Raw genomic sequence first — 17,426 nt, 5'->3', positions numbered from 1 at the left:
ACCGCGAAATCTCCCGGCCCCGGGCTCACACCGCGACGTACCGCCCGGGTTCGGCGAATGCCACCTGCCCCAGACCCGCCAGACGCTCCAGATGCAGGTGCGCCGTGCGCAGTTCAACGGCCCGCACGAACGGCGCCTGCACATGTGGCCGGTACACGAGGCGGTGTTCGGCGACTTCGTCGAGGGTCCGGGGCTCGGCGAGAAACTCCAGCAACCGTTCCTCGCGCCGGAAGACGACCTCCCGGTAGGCGCGCAACCGTGTCCGGAACTCCTCGGCCCCCTCGACGACGCCCTTCTGGTGAAAGGTGCCGTACCAGCGTGCGTCGATCGTCGACGCCCGGTCGATGGAGACGAGGAAGTCGTCGACGCTCGAATGCAGGTCGCCGTACAACGGCCCGAACGACGTGAGATCGATGTCGGCGACGTAGAAGAAGCCGTCCGGTTCGATGAACACCCCGCTGTGCCCCGGGGTGTGCCCGGGCAGATGAATCAGAGTGGCGGTGCGATCACCGAGGTCGAGTACCTCGCCGTCCACGACACCGTTGACCCCGTGATGGTGGCTCGGCAGCGCGAACTGCGCGTCGATCTGCCGTGCCACCTCCGGGCGCTCGTTCGGTTCCAGCCCGTACGAGTCGATCAGAGCCTCCAGCGACGCCACCGCCTCGGCATCGCTGTGATGGGTGTACACGGGCACCGGGAAGTACCGCAGTCCGGCGATGTGGTCCTCGTGCGCGTGACTGATCATCACCGCGTCGGCCCGCACCGATCCGTCGATACCGAGCGCCGGGTCGATCAGCAGTTGCTGCGCCGACCCGCGCACCAGCAGCGAATTACCGTACGGGAACGCTCCCCGCTCCTGCCCTTCCAGGACCGTCACCGCACCGAACACCCGCTCTGTAGCCATGCCTTCGGGTCTATCAGACCCACCGTTGCGCGCGTGGCGGGGAGGCCACGATCGACTTCCAAACGTTGCTGTCGGCTCCGGAAGATCCGGAGACACCAGCAACGTGTCCGACGGCAGCCACCCTCCTGAGCCGATGTGGCTGCATTGGTGGCCGAATGTAATCTCCTTACGAGGAGGTGCCATGTCGCTACGCGCAAAAGATGCCGAAGCGACGGCATCAGAGAAGTCCGCCGACGGCGAGGCCATCCCGCACGCAGACATCGGGTCCGGGCGGACCCTCGCGGTCGTGGCGGTGCTGTGTTTCGGTGGTCTGGTCGCCGCGGTGATGCAGACACTGATCATCCCGATCCAGCCCGAACTGCCCGGCAGACTCGGCACGTCCATCGAGAACGCGTCGTGGGTCATCACGGCGACCCTGCTCGGGGGTGCGGTCGCGATGCCGATCGCCGGCCGCCTGGCCGACATGTTCGGTAAACAGCGGGTGCTCGCGGTCAGCGCCGGGTTGCTGATCGTGGGATCGGTGATCGCGGCGCTCGGGTCCTCGCTGCCGGCGCTCGTCGCGGGCCGTGCCGTGCAGGGCATGGCGATGGGGTTCATCCCGGTCGGCATCAGCCTGATGCGGGAGGTCACCCCCGAACATCTGACGTCGATGGCGGTGTCGGCGATGAGCGCGATGATGGGTGTCGGCGCCGGTGTCGGTCTGCCGGTGGCGGCGTGGATCAGCCAATCCATGGATTGGCATGTGCTGTTCTGGATGTCGGGCGGACTCGGCCTGATCGTTCTGGTACTCACGCTGCTGGTGGTCCCGCACATCGATGACGCGGTCGGCGGTCGGCTCGATCTGGCCGGTGCGCTCGGGTTGTCGGCCGGTCTGATCACGGTGCTGACCGCCATCACCAAGGGCAACCACTGGGGCTGGTCGTCGCCCATCACCCTGGGATTGCTCGGCGGCGGGCTTGGCGTCCTGCTGCTGTGGGGCCTTTTCGAACTACGCCACATCGACCCGCTCGTCGACCTGCGCACCACCGCCCGCCCCGCGGTGCTGTGCACCAACATCGCCTCGATCGCCATCGGGTTCGGGATGATGGCGCAGGCCGTCGCCATTCCGCTACTGCTGGAGACACCGGCCTCGACCGGTGCCGGACTGGGCCAGACCGTGCTGCAGGCCGGTCTGTGGATGGCGCCGTTCGGCGGCATGATGCTGCTGATGTCGCCGGTGTCGGGAACGTTGATCCGGCGGATCGGCGGCCGGTACGCCTTCCTCATCGGTGCCGCACTGTTGGGTGCCGGTTACCTGTTCGCCCTGTTCCTGATGGACACCCCGGTGCAGATCATGATCGCCTCGATCGTCTGCGCGGCGGGTGTCGGCGTGGCGTACTCGGCGATGCCGACGCTCATCATGGACAACGTGCCCGCCGACGAATCCGGTGCCGCCGTCGGCCTCAACGGCCTGATGCGATCCATCGGCACCACATCGGCGTCGGCGGTGATCGCGATGGTGCTGGCCGGTTCCACCGTCACCGTCGCCGGCCACGACTACCCCGATCAGTCCGCCTTCCGCTGGTGCTTCCTGATCGGCGCCGCCGCCTCCTACGTCGGCTTCCTCATCGCCCTGCTCATCCCCCACGGCAGCGAGTAAAGTCCGAAAAACTTGCTGCCAGTTCCGGATTTCCGGAACCGACGGCAACCTTTGATGCCGCGCTCACATCCGTGCACAGTGGTCCTCGGCGCGCAATGCAGCTGCCGCCGCATGTCGATCCTGCTCGTCCAGACCCTCCGGCCCCGGACATTTACTCTGAACGGACAGGGCCAGCAGGCAGCCGTCGAGATGCTCCGGTTCGGTGAAGTACACGCGGGTGTGACGCTGAACCGACTCATCTGAGGCCCCCGACGGGTCGGGAATCTCGTGGTCGATAAGTCGAATTTCAAGTGTGATGCGCGAGGATTCGATCAGGTCGACGTCAAACTGCCGTCCCGTACCGAACTCCAAAGCACCCCTCTCCGCCCGCTTCATTTTTGTACGCATGTCCTCGATCAGACTGACCTTGGCCACAACGCGAATTCCACAGATCCCGGGCAAGTAACGAATCAGGGTGATCGGCACCACCCGGACATGGCACTATGCGCTTGGAGTCATACCATGGTGGTCGGAACCGCGAGAGGAAGGACAAGACCGTGGATCTCGATGAACTACTCGGCATCGACCTGGCAAATCCGAGTCATCGCCTGGCCCGTCTGCTCGCCGACCAAGACGAGGCACTCGTGGACCGGCTTGTGCAGCTGCGCAAAGACAAGCGACTGTCGCAGCAAGATGTCGCCGACGCGATGGGCGTGACGCAGTCCGCTGTCGCGCGGATCGAGTCCGGCGAACGCGATCCCCGCCTGTCGACGCTACGACGCTATGCGCATGCTGTAGGTGCACTGATCGAGCATTCGGTTTCGTCCTACGATCATGAGCGAAACCTGCGCGACGAACGTCCGGCGAGCCGGTTGGCCGCAGTTCCCGCCGCGGTTCGCGATGAACAGCCTCGAGCGATCCAGCAGGTACTGGCCTGATGGCGACAGGCGATTGGGATGATTCCTGGCCGGCTGCCCAGATCTGCGGCCTGACCACACTCCGACTGTTGATACTGCCTGGTCCGAAGGGCCAGGATGGTGATCACGACCTCGGCTGGCAGATCTTCGCCGATTCCTTCGCGCGGAATTCCGAGCGTGGCCTGCTGCTCACCGGCGAAATCATCCAGCCGACCGGCGACTGGTTCGTCACGGCTGCCGGCCGCGTCCTGGTGAGGTTCCAGCCCGATGTTGCCCCGGATCTCGAATCGGACGACGCGCTGGACGAAGCACTGAAGCGGTTCGGATCGTGGGCCTCACACATATTGTGGGACCACTGCCGGGGGGTCCTCCTCCAGGCGTCATCCTCGTTCCCGTTCGAGTTCTCGCTGCCGACGATCACCCCTCGTCCGGTGCTGGTGACCAAGGCCATGCAGCGCGAGGCAGAAGCCCCCGACCCGGACTGACCGTAGGCTCAATTGTCCGACCCCGTTCCTAGACTCGGCACCATGAACGAGGAGATCGACATGCCGCCGGGACCGGATCACCCCGAGGACATCACCGGCTACGGGGTCGGTAAGCGGCATCTGATGGCGATGCACCTCGACCAACCGATCGGCACCCTCACGCCCGCGCAGGTGGCGTTCGCGCTCGGCAACGACCCGGACCTGATCATGGACTCGATCGACCACGAGGAGGAACAGTCCGGCATGGCCGCCGCCGACGCCGCTCACGCCCGGCGCAGCGGTGACGAGTACGCGGCCGAAAGGGATTTGGCGGAATCCCGAAGCTGGGCCAATAGCGCCCAGACCAAACGAGAGGCCCTCAACTGGCTCACCGCCCAAGCAGGCACACCGTTCGTCGAGTTCGCTTTCGACAACGAGATGCGTGCCGTCCGCCTCGCGGCATGGGCGGTGGCCGATGCCTACCAGGCGTGCTTCGCCGACGAATGCGACGAGAATCCGGCGGACTGTCCGACGCACGGTGGGCTCGTGGCCGCACGCAAGCTCGCGGAGGAGTCCGAAACCGACAGGCTGCGTTCACGATTCCTCGACGCCTTCCATGCCTCGGCCGCGAAACGCACCGCCTGATCATGGGTCCACGCTCAGCCCGCGCCGCCGAGTTGTTCGCGGATCTCCTTCAGAGGCACCAATAGCCCACTGTCGGCGTCCGGCACCTGGGCCAGGGCCGATCGCACCTTTGCGGTAACCCGTTGCTCGCTGTCGCTGAGCAAGCCCTCGAAACGAGGATCAAGCAGCCAGGAGGCGTTGCGGGCCGCGTAGGCGGCGGCAACGTCGAGGAAGATCTCCATTTGGCGGACCCGCTGGGTGATGTCCTCTCCCTCGCACACATGCCAGTGAAATTGTTCGCTCCACAGCCGTTGTCGCGCGGCCTTTCCGGAAACGTCGATAAATGTCCCCTGCGCCGACCGCACTCCGTTGCGACGCAGGTAGTCGTCGACTTCCATGGCCAGCCGGATGACGTTGTCGTCGGCCAGCGACGTCCCGACAATGAGTAGATGCCTGGTCATCAGGGTGGCCTGCAGCAGCGATCCCGCCGGACGCGACCGGGCGTCGAACAGGACGAAGTCCCGCCGCGTCAGCACAATACTGTCCGCCCGCTGAAGATCCCCGTGCAATTTGAGCAGCCACGGTCGTCCGACCTCTGCCGGTTCCCACGGCAGGACGGTCGGTGTGGTCCGTCCGGCCTGTTCCACCGCCAACTCGAACAGGGCGTCGTAGTTGGTGGTGATGGTCTCCTGCGCATCGAATCCGGCCAGAATCCCATGTGCCAGAGCGATTTTCTTCGGTTTCCCGATGATGTCGCGGACAAGCTCGCCTATCTGTCGCTGATCGGAATCCCTTTTCAGCAGTTCCGCCGCATCCAGGGATCCGAGTGCCTTCACCTGCCCGTAGTCCTGTTTCGTGCGCTCGGCGATCCTGGTCAGCAGGCCGTCCCAATCCGGAAGTCCCGCAGCCATACTCACGCCCGCGCCGAGGAACAATGCCAGGTGCCCGTCCCGCGCCAGGACCCCGAGCCGCTTGGCCTCGGCCAGCGCCGGAGCCGACAATCCCCACGGCAGCGACCCGGTACCGGATTCGGCGATCGTCCGGCGACGGTATTGGGCCGCACCGAAAACAGCGGGATCCGGTGTCACCAGAACAATGTCAACACCAACGGTGCGCACCGAATCCCACAGTGCCCGAAGCAGAACGTCGAGCGCCTCACCACGGCGCGCCCCCATACCTCCACGCCCGATACCCAGCACGGGCACGGCGATACGCAGCGTGGACCGTGACTCGGTGGGTCGCAACCCCGAACGGGCGATCTCCGAAACAAGTTGCCGCACCCGGTCTCCCAATCGAAAGCCGGTGCCCTTCCTGCGCTGGAACACGTTGATGAACCAGACACTCGGGTTGACCTGGCTCACCGCGTATCCGTTGTCGGTCGGCCATCCGGCAGGACGCGCCTGCTCCGGGTCCCCGGTGATGTCGTGCCAGTAGCCCATCACGGAGAAGTACCCGTCGGTGGGAATCACCTTCGCGTCCACATCGAGGCTCCCCATCCGCCCATGAACGACGTACAGATGGCCTGCGCCACGGTTATTCATCGGCCGATTGTAGGCCGCACCCCGACGGCGGGAACGGAGTTCGAGGTCAGGCCACCTTGCGGCGGCCCACCGGGCTCGGGGATGCGCACGCCGGGGCGAGCCGGAGACGGTTGCGGCCCGACCGTTTGGCCGCGTACATGGCGCGGTCGGCGCGCGCGAACAGATCGGCGGCGATCTGCGCGGCCTCGGGGCAGCCCGGGTTGTCGGCGTGGTGCACGGCGACACCGGCGGACGCGGTGACGACCCCACCATCGGGTCCGGGGATCGCCAACTCCGACAATCCTTTCCAGATGGTGCGGGCACTGTCGTGATCGGTTCCGGTGAGTAGCACAGCGAATTCCTCACCCCCGACGCGCGCGGCCATGGTGCCGGCGCCGGTGGGGACGGCCGATCGCAGGTAGCTGCCGATGCGGGCGAGGCAGTCGTCACCGGCGGCGTGTCCGAGTTGCCGGTTGTAGTCACCGAAGGCGTCGATGTCGAAGAGGAGGACGGTGACGTCGTCACCGGCACAGATGAGTTCATCGAGACGCGCCTCGAACGCGCGGCGGTTGGCGAGCATCGTCAGCAGGTCCGTGCGGCCCAGGAATTCCAGCTGCTGTGAATGCCTCCAGCGATGCCGGTGCAGGATCGAGATGCGGAACGCCGAGCGCAGACCGGTCACGCACAGGAGCACCGCCACCGTCACCGACAGGATCTGGCCCGCGGTGACCGGCGCGAACACCAACTCGACCACCACGGTCACGGCCAGCATCAGCGAGCTGACGGGGAACGCCACCCGCCACGCCACGCGGGCGGCGGGCACACTCATGATCAGCGCGATCGGCACCATGATCGGATACTCGACCGGGCCGCGCTCGCCGAGGACGATGAACGTTCCCATCCCCAGGGCCCAGCTCGCGACGATCGTGGCGATGAAGATCTGTACCCACCGGCCGGCCGTCGACGGCAGTCGCAACAGCACCAGCGCCACCACGATGACGGGTATCCCGATGCAGGAGACGACCCGGAATACGAACGCCGGATCCTCGCCCACGAAGCCGCCGAACAGCAGGCCGATGATGTTCATGCAGAGCAGGATCAGCAGGACGATCGTGGAGAACCTCCTGCCCTGTGCGTCGAAGGCGTTGCGGGGCGATTCCTCGAGCTGCTGCCTCTGGAAGGAGATCGACGGCCACGTCACGCGCAGCGGCAGCGCGCACGCCTGCTGTTCCGCGATCAGCCGGCGCATGTGCTCGATGTCGAGGGTCGCGGGGGTGGCGGGTGCGTCGTCGCCGGGGGACGCGGTGGCCACGATGTCCCGGCGCTGCGTTCTGCCGCGATGGAGCGCGCCCTCTGCCTGCTGGACGATGTTCTGCACGCAGAACTCGGACTCTCGGCCGCGCCCGGCGAGTCCGGCCGCCACGTACAGTCCGTCGCGCCCGGCACCGCGGCGGGCCACCGCGGCCGCGGCACCGCACAGCCGCGCGGCTGCCGCCTCATCGATCTGCTCGCCGCGCCAGAGTACCGCGAATCGTTTGCCCGCGATGCGTGCGACAAGCGTGTTCGGCCCGTCGGCCGTATCGCGGAGTGCACCCGCGACCGACCGGAGCACCTCGTCGCCCGCGAGATGACCGTGCTGGTCGTTGAAGGTCTTGAAGCCGCCGATATCGAGAAGCAGCAACGACAGCGGTTCCCGGCTGTCGCCGGCGGCGATCAGTTCGTTGACCAGGGGTATCCGGTTGGCGATGCCGGTCAGCGCGTCGGTCTCGTGCAGCGTGGCGATCCGGCCGCGCTGCACCCAGGAAGTCCTGGCGATCAGTTCGATCTCACGCGCGGCGACCAGCCCGCCGACGACGATCACGGCAGACAGGACGACGTCGCTCAGCCTGGTGGCGACGGCGCCGAACACGAACACCAGCCATTCGCCGAGGACGAGCACGCCGATGAACGCTCCGATCACCGTGACCAGCGCTCCGAATGTCAGGTGGGCGAAGATCACGCTGATCAGCACGGCGAACACCACGATGTGTGGCAGGGACCCGTGGGTCGCGGCACCGCCGTCGTAGTGGACCACGAGCACGCAGATCAGGGTGATCAACTGTGTGCCGACGAACGTCGCTGCCGAGGCCGACGGGCTCACCCGCCGGGAGGCCGGGTGCCGCCCCCATAGCAGGGCGGCCACATGCGTCGCGGCGGCGACCCCGAAGGCGATGCCCACGGTGGTGGGGTGGCCGGTCACGAGCTTGGTCAGGAATCCGACGGCCAGGATGACGAGGACCAACACATGGATCTCGGCCCGCGTCGACGCACCCGCGGCGGCGAAGGCCCTGCGGAACCGGGACTCGGCCGGACCCGGGAACCGGGGCATGCCCAGCGACCACGGACCGCGGCCGGTAGGCTCATCGCCGCCCGTTGCAGGTGACAGTGATGCAGACATCCGCTCTCCTGCTTCCACTCCCGGTCCCGCTCGGCGACCGTTGCACTGTAGTTGCAGTCAGTAAATACCATTTCTGTTCACTATCGCGAATAATGTGGTGCTCAGCACACCTCGCCGCAGGCGTCGTCGTCGGGATCGATAGCCCGGACCACCTTGCGCCCGATGCGGCTCAGCACATCGATCTCGCCCGGATCGAGCACGTCGACGAGCAGCCGGCGCACCTCCCGCACATGCGCCGGAGCGGCGGCCAGCACCTTCTCGTAGCCGGCGTCGGTCAGCGTGGCGTCGGTGCGCCTGCCACCGCCGGGCACCTGCTGCCGGGTCAGATACCCGGCCTTCTCCAGTCGTTTCGCGGTGTGCGAGAGCCGCGACAGTGACGACGACGCGAACGTGGCGATATCGCTCATCCGCATCGTCCGGTCCGGTTCCTCGGACAGCACCGACAGCACCATGTACTCGAACATGCTCAGCCCGGCGTCACGTTCGAGCTGGATGTCGAGGGCCGCGGGCAACCGGACCATCAGTGCCGCGACGGCCAGCCAGGCGCCGCGCTCGTCGGGGCTGAGCCAGGGGGTGTCGTCTGCGGTCATGATCACACCCTAACCCAACTTGACTGTTCAAGTTAAGGTGCTACTGTTCATGTTGAACATTCAAGTAGGAGGTGTTCAGGAAGTGTCCGTGGACCCGTTCAACCCCACCCGCCCCGCAGGCGCCTACGACGATCTCGTGGCCGATGTCCTGCCCCAAGCGCGCGAGCATCGCCCGTGGCAACCGTCCGACGGCACCCTGCCCAGCCTGTTCATCAGCCACGGCGCGCCGCCGACCCTCGACGACGCGCAGTGGCTGCGCGACCTGTTCGACTGGGGTCAGACCCTGCCCAAGCCGCGGGCGATCGTCATCGTGTCGGCGCACTGGGAAAGCGCCCCGCCGGCCATCACCGCCGTCAACGAGGACACCCCGCTGTACTACGACTTCGGCGGCTTCCATCCCCGCTACTACACGCTCAAGTACCCGACGCCCGACGCAACCGACGTCGCCCGGCAGGTGGCGGGCGCCCTCGACCCGACGACACCGCTGCACCACTGGGTCGATCGCGGCCTTGACCACGGCGCGTTCATCCCGCTGATGGCGATGTATCCGGCCGGCGACGTGCCCGTCGTCCAGTTGTCGATGCCCAGCCTCGATCCCGAGGCGCTGCTGACACTCGGCAAACGCCTGCGCCGCCTGCGTGACGACGGCATCCTGGTCATCGGCTCGGGATTCATGACGCACAGCTTCGCGGTCCTGCGGAACCCCGCGCTCGGCACGGCCCTCGACGAGTTCGACACGTGGGCGGCCGACGCCATCACCCGCGGCGACATCGACTCGCTGGTCGACTTCCGCGCCAAGGCTCCCGCGGCCCGCCTGGCCCACCCGACCGCCGACCATTTCGTCCCGCTGCTGCTCACCCTGGGCGCGGCCGACGATCCGTCCTCGGCCGTCTCCGTGATCGACAGGACGGTCCTGGGCAACTCGATCCGTTCCATCCAAGCAGCGTGAACCGCATAACCGATCCAGAAGGAGTAACCGACATGACCATCGCCGTTTTCGGAGCCACCGGAGCCCTCGGCAACCTCACCATCGACGCCCTGCTGGCCCGCGGAGTGGCCGCGGCCGACATCCGCGCACTCGGCCGCAACGCCGAACGCCTGGCAGCCCTCGCCGACAAGGGCGTGACCACCTTCACCATCGACCTCGACGACCCGTCGACGCTGGCCGCGCCGCTGCAGGGCGCCGACGAGGTGCTGCTGATCTCGGGCAGCGAGGTCGGCAAGCGCCTCCCGCAGCACAAGGCCGCGATCGACGCCGCCGTGGCCGCAGGCGTCCGCCGCATCACCTACACCTCGGTCGTCGCCGCCGACACCAACCCGCTGATGCTGGCCCCCGAACACAAGGCCACCGAGGACTACCTGGCCGCCTCGGGCCTGGTGACCACGATCCTGCGCAACGGCTGGTACACCGAGAACTTCCAGTCCGATTTCGGTGCCGCGCAGGCCACCGGCGTCGTCGCCAACAGCGTCGGCGAGAGCACCCTCGTCAGCAGCGCACCGCGGGCAGATTTCGCCGAGGCCGCCGCGATCGTCCTCACCTCCGACGGCCACGACGGCAAGCGGTACGAGCTCACCGGCGATTCCGCCTGGACCTTCCCCGAGTTCGCCGCCGCGGTGTCGCAGGTCCTGGGCAAGCCGGTGGAGTACAAGACGATCACCGCCGACGAGGAACGCGCCGGTCTGACCGCCGCCGGGCTGCCCGCCGAGGTCGTCGAGATGCTGGCGAGCATGAACGCCTCGATCGCCGAGGGGGCGCTCTCGCTGGTCACCGGCGATCTGTCCACACTGCTGGGCCGCCCGGTCACCCCGATCGCCGACACCCTGGCGAGCTGGGTCTAGCAGACCCTGTCCGCCGGCTGAGGAGTTCTCAGCCGGCGGTCGCGGTCTTCAGCCGCGTCGATGTCTCACTCTGATGAAAGTTCGTCAGATTTCCTACAGCCAGCTGCGATAGGTCACCCACGCCGGGCCCGCATCGGGTGCGTCCTCACGCGACACCGCGGCCTGAATGAGGCCGTACGGACGGTCATCAGCGTGGAACACCTCCTTGTGGTTCTCCACATCGTCGAACGCGGAGAAGTCGTAGACGAAGTGATGCTTGTTGGGCGCCGACAGCCGCACCTCGGCGACCTGCCCGAACTCCTCCAGAATCGCTTCGCCGATGCGGTACAGGGTCTGCTGCAGCGCCAGCGAATGGACGGTCGCGAACGTGGCGATCGCGATCTCCCGGATCCGGGCGAACAACCCGTCGAAGCCGAGCTCACCGGGATCGGTGCCGGCCAGCCGCCACTGCATCACCAGCGAGGTGGCCATCACGCGGTCGTCGGTCTCCTCCAGAATCGTGTACGGATCCACCAGGAAGCCCTTGAACTCGCTGCCCGTCGACTTGAGGATCACAAAGTCCTTCACGCCGGAGACGATCCAGGTGTTCTCCTTGTTATGGGTGACGGCGACGGTCCGCACCTCCGCCGACGCCTTCACGAAGGTGTGCGGGTGCTCCTCGCCGTCGACGATCGCCCGCTCCCAGGCAAATTCCTCCACCTCGATCAGCGCCTCGTCGACGGGTTCGATGTCGTCGACGTAGTGGGTGGCCAGGGCGAGCGCGTACTCCTCCGGAGAATTGATGCCGACCTTCTTGGCGTAGGCGTACGCGGTGTGTTTCTGGGTGTCGGTGGGCAGCACCTTGCTCTGCTCACCGGTCAGGTAGGCATCGGTGAAATCTCCTCGGAGACAAGATGATACGTTCAGGTCTCGGATCTCGTGGCGGGGAGTGTCGCGGACGATCCGGACCACCCGATTCTCGGCCTTGCCGTACTGGTTGCCGGACAGAATGATCTTTCCGGACAGGCTCTCGGACATGGTCACGACCTCTCTGTGGTGCTACGTCCCCAAGTTGATGTCCATATCAGACTGCACCGGTTAAACGGATGTGTCCGCACAGTTAGCGCAATGGAACATCCGCGCTCGACACGGAACCACCTCACGACGCGGCCACGAGCACCTCCTCGACGGTGGCCGCCGCAGCGGCCACGGCCTTCTCCGCCGCGACGAGCTGATCGGAGAGCCGCCTCGCGGCGGCAGCGGCTTCAGGCGAGAGAACAACACCCAGGCCGTCGCGGACGATCGCGCCGGTGAGTCCGCGAAGCCGGGTGCCGTATCCGACCCCGAGCGCGGCGATCCGCGAGGCCCAGAACGGCTGGTCGGCTGTCACCGAACAGATCATCGTCGGCAGCCCGGCCCGGAGCCCGGCGGCGGTCGTGCCGGCACCGCCGTGGTGGACGGCTGCGCGACACCGCGGCAGGATCCCCGAATGGTCCATGGCACCCGCGTAATAGACGCCCGGATTCAGCGGATCGACCCCGCGCCGCTCCCCCAGCGTGAACAGCACCCGGCACCCGAGTTCGGTGGCCGCACCGCTGAACAGGGCGATGAGGTGGTCGGGATCGTCGATCGGCATGCTGCCGAACGACACGAACACCGGCGGCTCACCCGTGTCGAGCCACGACACGAGTTCGGCACGGTCACCACCCCATTCGCCGAGCGCGGCCCGGTGCTCGGGCGCGAGGTCGAAGAACCCGACGACCGGCTTGACCGCTCCCCATTCCTCGGCCACCCCGGGCACGATCGCCGGATCGTAGGCCTGAATCTGCCGAACCCCCAGCGCCGACAATCGTTTCGGCAGCGGACCGAACACCCGCGGCACACCCAGCCGGCGCCGGAACGACGCCTCGTTCCAGCCGGTGGCGAGCCATGTCACCCGGTCGGCCAGCCGCCACGACCGGCGTTTCCATTCCGGTGACCATGAATCAGTCAGTCCCGGAACGGCTCCAAGGACGCCGTTCTCCGACATCGGACCGAATCGCAGCACCACCAACGGAATCCTGAGCTTCTCGGCGACGGCCAGGCAGCGGTCCTGGCAGAGCGGCGCCGCCACGATCAGGTCCGCATCCCGCAGCGGCGCGTCATCGCCGACGAACAGTCCGGTCAGCGACCGGTCGAACGCGGCGAACCCGTCGCGAACAGTCTTGAGCGCGTAGCAGATCCGGGCGATCGGTGACCGGCTTCTGCTGTCGGCGGCCTCGTCCGACGACCACGCGGTGTGGGTGTCGGTGCCGATCGGATACACCTCGCCGACGCCGAGCGTGCGGGCGAACTCCACCAGATTCGGCGGTGCCGCCGCCGACACCCGGTGGCCCCGCTCCAGCAGTTCCAGCGCCAGACACACGCCGGGCTGAATATCACCGCGGCTGCCGTACAGGACGACGACGATATGGCTGCGCCCCGCTTCGGCGGTCACCACGGCCTCCCGGGGACTCCCCAGGCGGCGAGTTCGGTGCTGATGAGCTTGTGCAGCAACTCGGGGTCACCGAAGTGGTCGGGGTTGATCCCGAAGAACGTCAACGTGATCCGATCGTGGTACTCGACCGCCCACGCCGCGATCGCCGGTCCCTGCTTGCGCCGGGCCGACGGCGGCACCCCCAGCATGATGGCCCGTATCGAGAACCGCTCCGCGACACTCCCGCCGATGGTCAGCGCCGTTTCGGGGGCCACACCCAAGTTGGAGACGGTGGTGTCGGGTCCGGGGATGGCGCGCATCATCTTGCCGATGAGCGTTCCCGGCAGCAGCCGCACGATCGCCTGCAGATTGTCGGCGGTACGGTCGGCGCCGGACTCGGCGTACTCGACGAACGCCTTCTTGCTCTGGGAGCGGATGACGGACAGATCCATTCGCGGCTCCACCTCGCCCGGTACGCGGATCCACACCCCGCCCGAGGCGTTTGCGCGATCGTCGGACTCGTCTCCGCGCCTGCTGACCGCAATACACACCTTGGTGAGCGCATCGCGTCCCTCACCGACCGGAACTCCGGCGCGGGTGACGATGCCGGCGAGGACCGCGACGAACAGGCTGTTGGCGGTACCCCCATATTCCTGGGCCCGGCGATGCCACGTCTCGCGGTCGACGTCGACGATCGCGAGGGTGGTGTCGGGGCAGTCTGTATCAGGGCAGTCGTCAGGGTCCGGGGGCACCGGCCGCACCGGCGCGGGCGGCGCTTGCGTGCGCTGTGACAGTCCGCGCGCCGCCTCGGCCGCCACGATCCGGACCGCCCGGGCAGCGGCCCCCAACTGCCGTGCGGCGTCGGTGAGGTCATCACGTACCGCACGCACGCCGCGGGCCGATCCGGCCGGCGGCAGCTCGGCGGCCAACCCAGCTGCCGCGGCATCGAGCGCCCGGTACACGCCCTGCCCATCGGTCACCATGTGCGACACCAGAAGCGAGACCACGCGCCGGCCGTCGCCGGTGACGGCATCGTCCAGGCGCCACGCCGACCCCTCCGCGGGATCGAGCCGGGCCGTGCGCAGTCTGCGGTCGAGCCAGTCGGATACCTCGTCGTCGGCGATGTGCTCGGTGCGGGTCGGGATCACGCTCACCGCCGACCGCACCCAGCGGTCCCTGGCCGCGGGCACCCGGGTGCGGGACACCGCCCGGTTGAGGGGGCCGCGGGCCAGTGCGAGCCGCAGTTCGGTGACGGCGTCGGCGCCGGGATCGGTGTCGGCGCCGAACACCCACGAGAACTGGATGGGTGCGCCGAGCCCGAAGAGGTCGGCGCTGAGCAGATACGATTCGTCGGCACCGGCCAGTCTGGGGGTCGTCATGGGAACAGTCCTTTCACCAGATGTCATGTGTCAGTCGCCAGGCGGCGAGTTCATCCGCGAGCAGGCGGCGCAACCGGCCGCCGCCGAACACCGATTCGTCGAAACCGGCCACGCAGAAGGTGATCTCGTCGTCGCCGCGCAGCAACCACGACTGCACACCGTCACCGAAGCGGTACGGCAACGCAGGGTCGACGCCCTGCGCCATTCCGCGGAAGGCGGTGCGACGGGCCGTTGCGGCGCCCAATCGTGTGGCCCGGTCGTCGATATCGCCGAGATTGGACACCATCGCGTCGGGCATCCCGTTGCCCGCGCTGACGGCGCCGATCAGCCAGGTCGCCGGCAGCAGCCACACCAGTGCGGTCAGATCACCACGCGCCCGCCGCTTTCGCGGCAGCGCGGAGAAGGCCTCCTTGCAGGAGCGGCGGATCGCGGTGAGCGATCCGCCCGGCACCGGGTCGTCGGTGAGCATCACCGATACCCCGGCCGTCGCGTTCGAGGAGTCGTCGCCGGCGCCGGCGCGCACATCGACCGGCACGCCCACCTTGATCGGATCACCGGGCGGCGCATAGCAACTCGATCGCAGCAGGCCCGATACGACGGCGATGTAAAGCGAATTGGCGGTGCCGCCGTGGGCCCGGGCCGCCGCATCCCAGTCGGCGGCGGGCACGCTCACCGTCGCCCACGCGGGAGACGCCTGCGGTGCCCGGTCCGCGTGTTCGGCGCGCGGCGGACGATTGTCGATGAGAGCCGGCTCACCGCCACGGCCGACACCCAACGCTCCGATCCCGGCCGCCACGACGGCGGTGGACGCCGACAGAACCTGGGCCACCGCATCTTTCACCTCGGACAGCAGATCGCCGCCGGAGCCGTCGGGCGCGGCGACGGTGCAGTGCGCCATCGCCTCGCCGGCGGCGCGCACCAGCGTCCGGCCGTCGGCAACGAGGTGCAGCGCGCACAGCGACAGCGCGGTGCCGCCGGACACGGTCGGGGCGGCGCGCAGCCGCCAGCACCGTCCGGCGCCGGCGTCGAGGTCGACGCCCATCATCTCGGTACCCGCCCACGATTCGATCTGATCCGGACCCACCGGGATGTGATCGGACACCAGCTCCGGCAGGGCGCCGGCGGGCACCCAGCGCGGACGCGCACCGGGAACCTTCGCGGCGGCGAGCCGCCGGTGCAGGCGCCCCTGGCCGAGCCACTTGTGCATCGACGCCAGTGTCTCGGTGGGAATCTCGTCGTCGAAGATCCACACCACCTGCAGCACCACCGACCAGCCGAGTGCCCGGCGCAGGAACTCGTAGGTCGTGTCAGCCGATCCGAGCCTGCTCACCGCGCCACCCTCCGCACCGGGACTCCCGGTTCACCGACCGCGGTCTCCACGGCCGTGACCGCCGCGTCGAGTGCCACGTCGGCGCCCACCATCGCGCGGGCCGCGTTGAGCGCTCGGCGCCGCACCATGTCGGTATCGACGGTGTGCAGCGCGTTTTCGAGAGAATCCGCGGTCAGCCTGGTCACCGGCATCGTCACCCCGGCGCCGGCGCGACGCAGTTGCGCACCCCAGAACGGCTGATCGGCCCCGAACCAGCAGATCACCGACGGGATGCCGTGCCGCAGGGCCAATGCGGTGGTGCCGGCGCCGCCGTGGTGGACCGCCGCCGCGCACCGCCCGAGCACCGCATGGTGGTCGACGGTGTCGGTGAAGAACACGTCGTCGCCGGCCGGTACGCTCACCCGCGCCGAACTCCAGCCGGTGCAGATCAGGGCGCGACGGCCGACGCGGCGGGCGGCGGTGATCATCGCGGTCACCGTGGCCTGGCTGTCCCGCACCGGCATGCTGCCGAATCCGAAGTACACCGGCGCGGACCCGGCGTCGAGCCAGGCGTCGAGGGCGGGATCGGTGGCTGTTGTCATTGCCTGCCGCGCGAGTTCGATGAACCCGACGGCCGGCCGTGGCCGGACGGAGGTCTCCCAGCGCGGATCGCCGGTGATCGCGAACATCGGGTCGTACGCCTGGATTTCGACACCCGGGTTGCCCTCGATCAGCCGCGACAGCGGTTCCGTGGCGGGCCGGACACCGAGCCGCTCCCGCAGCGCGGCCTCCTGCCGCCGGGTCGCCATCCGAACCAGGAGTTCGGCGGCACTCCACTGCGCCGGCACCAGCGGACCGCCCAGCGCGCCCGGTAGCTGCGGCAGCGGCCCCACCGACGAATTGGGGCGCACCGGCGCGTGGTGCAGGCTGACCAGCGGAATCCCCAGTGCCTCGGCGAACGGCAGTGCGATCAGCTCGGTGGTGAACCCGGTGACGATCGCATCGGCGCCGGTGGTCAGCGCGCCGAGATCGGCTGCGGTCTCAGACCATCCGGTGTGGTTGATCGCGGCGACGGCCCGGGCCCGCCGGATCGGGTTGCGCCCCGCCGCTGTTCGTACCTGCCGCACGCGTTCGAGGTGGGCGCGGGTGTCGTGGCCGAATTTTCCGGCGGTCACGCCGAGCGTCGCCGCGAGACCGATCAGGTTGGGCGGCACGCCCACCCGCACGTCGTGGCCCCGGGCGGCGAGCGCACCGGCGAGGATCACCGCGGGCTGCGCATCGCCGCGAGTGCCGTTGACCGCAACCGTGATTCTCATCGCACACCGCCTCGCATCGCGCCGAATTCGTCGTTCGTCTCTACACTTGCGGCCCAAGAGGTTCTGACCCGGAAC

At 68.1% G+C, this 17,426-nt stretch carries 16 protein-coding genes; 6 read left to right on the top strand and 10 right to left on the bottom strand.

The genetic code is table 11. The features are described from left to right. Positions 1-25: 25 nt before the first annotated feature. The gene (locus GOAMR_RS03395; RefSeq protein WP_005182766.1) at positions 26-904 is read right to left on the bottom strand and encodes an MBL fold metallo-hydrolase; all 879 of its coding nucleotides are present in this window, start codon (positions 902-904) and stop codon (positions 26-28) included. Positions 905-1,085: 181 nt separating this feature from the next. On the opposite strand from GOAMR_RS03395, the gene GOAMR_RS03390 reads away from it, so the two are divergent. Beyond that, complete coding sequence (locus tag GOAMR_RS03390) at positions 1,086-2,543, top strand: MFS transporter (protein WP_005182765.1); 1,458 nt, start codon at positions 1,086-1,088, stop codon at positions 2,541-2,543. Positions 2,544-2,606: 63 nt separating this feature from the next. On the opposite strand, the gene GOAMR_RS23460 is transcribed toward GOAMR_RS03390, so the two are convergent. Further along, the gene (locus GOAMR_RS23460; RefSeq protein WP_050942576.1) at positions 2,607-3,011 is read right to left on the bottom strand and encodes a hypothetical protein; all 405 of its coding nucleotides are present in this window, start codon (positions 3,009-3,011) and stop codon (positions 2,607-2,609) included. A gap of 68 nt (positions 3,012-3,079) precedes the next feature. Between GOAMR_RS23460 and GOAMR_RS23980 the strand changes: the two genes are divergently transcribed. Genes GOAMR_RS23980 through GOAMR_RS03370 form a run of 3 tightly spaced genes read left to right on the top strand, consistent with a single transcriptional unit; the run spans position 3,080 to position 4,548 of the window. Continuing rightward, positions 3,080-3,460, top strand: coding sequence for a helix-turn-helix transcriptional regulator (locus GOAMR_RS23980; protein WP_244427243.1), 381 nt, complete (start codon positions 3,080-3,082; stop codon positions 3,458-3,460). Further along, complete coding sequence (locus GOAMR_RS03375) at positions 3,460-3,924, top strand: hypothetical protein (protein WP_005182762.1); 465 nt, start codon at positions 3,460-3,462, stop codon at positions 3,922-3,924. Before GOAMR_RS23980 ends, GOAMR_RS03375 begins: the two co-directional genes overlap by 1 nt. A gap of 42 nt (positions 3,925-3,966) precedes the next feature. Continuing rightward, positions 3,967-4,548, top strand: a complete 582-nt coding sequence (locus GOAMR_RS03370; RefSeq protein ID WP_040514221.1) for a hypothetical protein — start codon at positions 3,967-3,969, stop codon at positions 4,546-4,548. Positions 4,549-4,562: 14 nt separating this feature from the next. Here the strand turns inward: GOAMR_RS03370 and GOAMR_RS03365 are convergent, their stop codons facing one another. From GOAMR_RS03365 to GOAMR_RS03355, 3 genes are all read right to left on the bottom strand, one after another. Continuing rightward, the gene (locus GOAMR_RS03365; RefSeq protein ID WP_040514219.1) at positions 4,563-6,068 is read right to left on the bottom strand and encodes an SIR2 family protein; all 1,506 of its coding nucleotides are present in this window, start codon (positions 6,066-6,068) and stop codon (positions 4,563-4,565) included. A 46-nt stretch (positions 6,069-6,114) separates the two neighbouring features. After that, the gene (locus tag GOAMR_RS25725) at positions 6,115-8,484 is read right to left on the bottom strand and encodes a GGDEF domain-containing protein (protein ID WP_005182749.1); all 2,370 of its coding nucleotides are present in this window, start codon (positions 8,482-8,484) and stop codon (positions 6,115-6,117) included. A gap of 101 nt (positions 8,485-8,585) precedes the next feature. Then, positions 8,586-9,074 (bottom strand): MarR family winged helix-turn-helix transcriptional regulator, encoded by a 489-nt coding sequence (locus GOAMR_RS03355; RefSeq protein WP_005182748.1) that lies wholly within the window; start codon positions 9,072-9,074, stop codon positions 8,586-8,588. A gap of 82 nt (positions 9,075-9,156) precedes the next feature. On the opposite strand from GOAMR_RS03355, the gene GOAMR_RS03350 reads away from it, so the two are divergent. Both GOAMR_RS03350 and GOAMR_RS03345 read left to right on the top strand, forming a co-directional pair. Then, entirely contained in the window at positions 9,157-10,023 is an 867-nt protein-coding gene (locus tag GOAMR_RS03350) for a DODA-type extradiol aromatic ring-opening family dioxygenase (protein WP_005182747.1), read from the top strand. A 32-nt stretch (positions 10,024-10,055) separates the two neighbouring features. Further along, positions 10,056-10,913 (top strand): SDR family oxidoreductase, encoded by an 858-nt coding sequence (locus GOAMR_RS03345; RefSeq protein WP_005182746.1) that lies wholly within the window; start codon positions 10,056-10,058, stop codon positions 10,911-10,913. Positions 10,914-11,006: 93 nt separating this feature from the next. Here the strand turns inward: GOAMR_RS03345 and pucL are convergent, their stop codons facing one another. From pucL to GOAMR_RS03320, 5 genes are all read right to left on the bottom strand, one after another. After that, positions 11,007-11,930: a factor-independent urate hydroxylase gene (pucL, locus tag GOAMR_RS03340; protein WP_005182744.1), complete on the bottom strand. Its 924-nt coding sequence runs from the start codon at positions 11,928-11,930 to the stop codon at positions 11,007-11,009. 121 nt (positions 11,931-12,051) lie between these two features. Continuing rightward, complete coding sequence (locus GOAMR_RS03335; protein ID WP_005182742.1) at positions 12,052-13,371, bottom strand: glycosyltransferase; 1,320 nt, start codon at positions 13,369-13,371, stop codon at positions 12,052-12,054. Beyond that, on the bottom strand, positions 13,365-14,726 hold the full coding sequence (locus GOAMR_RS03330) for a hypothetical protein (RefSeq protein ID WP_005182740.1): 1,362 nt from the start codon (positions 14,724-14,726) through the stop codon (positions 13,365-13,367). Before GOAMR_RS03330 ends, GOAMR_RS03335 begins: the two co-directional genes overlap by 7 nt. A 13-nt stretch (positions 14,727-14,739) precedes the next feature. Then, positions 14,740-16,056 (bottom strand): hypothetical protein, encoded by a 1,317-nt coding sequence (locus GOAMR_RS03325; protein ID WP_005182738.1) that lies wholly within the window; start codon positions 16,054-16,056, stop codon positions 14,740-14,742. Beyond that, the gene (locus GOAMR_RS03320) at positions 16,053-17,351 is read right to left on the bottom strand and encodes a glycosyltransferase (RefSeq protein ID WP_005182735.1); all 1,299 of its coding nucleotides are present in this window, start codon (positions 17,349-17,351) and stop codon (positions 16,053-16,055) included. Before GOAMR_RS03320 ends, GOAMR_RS03325 begins: the two co-directional genes overlap by 4 nt. Positions 17,352-17,426 lie beyond the last annotated feature (75 nt).

Origin of the sequence: Gordonia amarae NBRC 15530 (assembly GCF_000241345.1) — a bacterium.
GTDB lineage: Bacteria > Actinomycetota > Actinomycetes > Mycobacteriales > Mycobacteriaceae > Gordonia > Gordonia amarae.
Note: the sequence above shows the minus strand (reverse complement) of the source record. Positions and strands in the feature narration are given on the sequence as shown.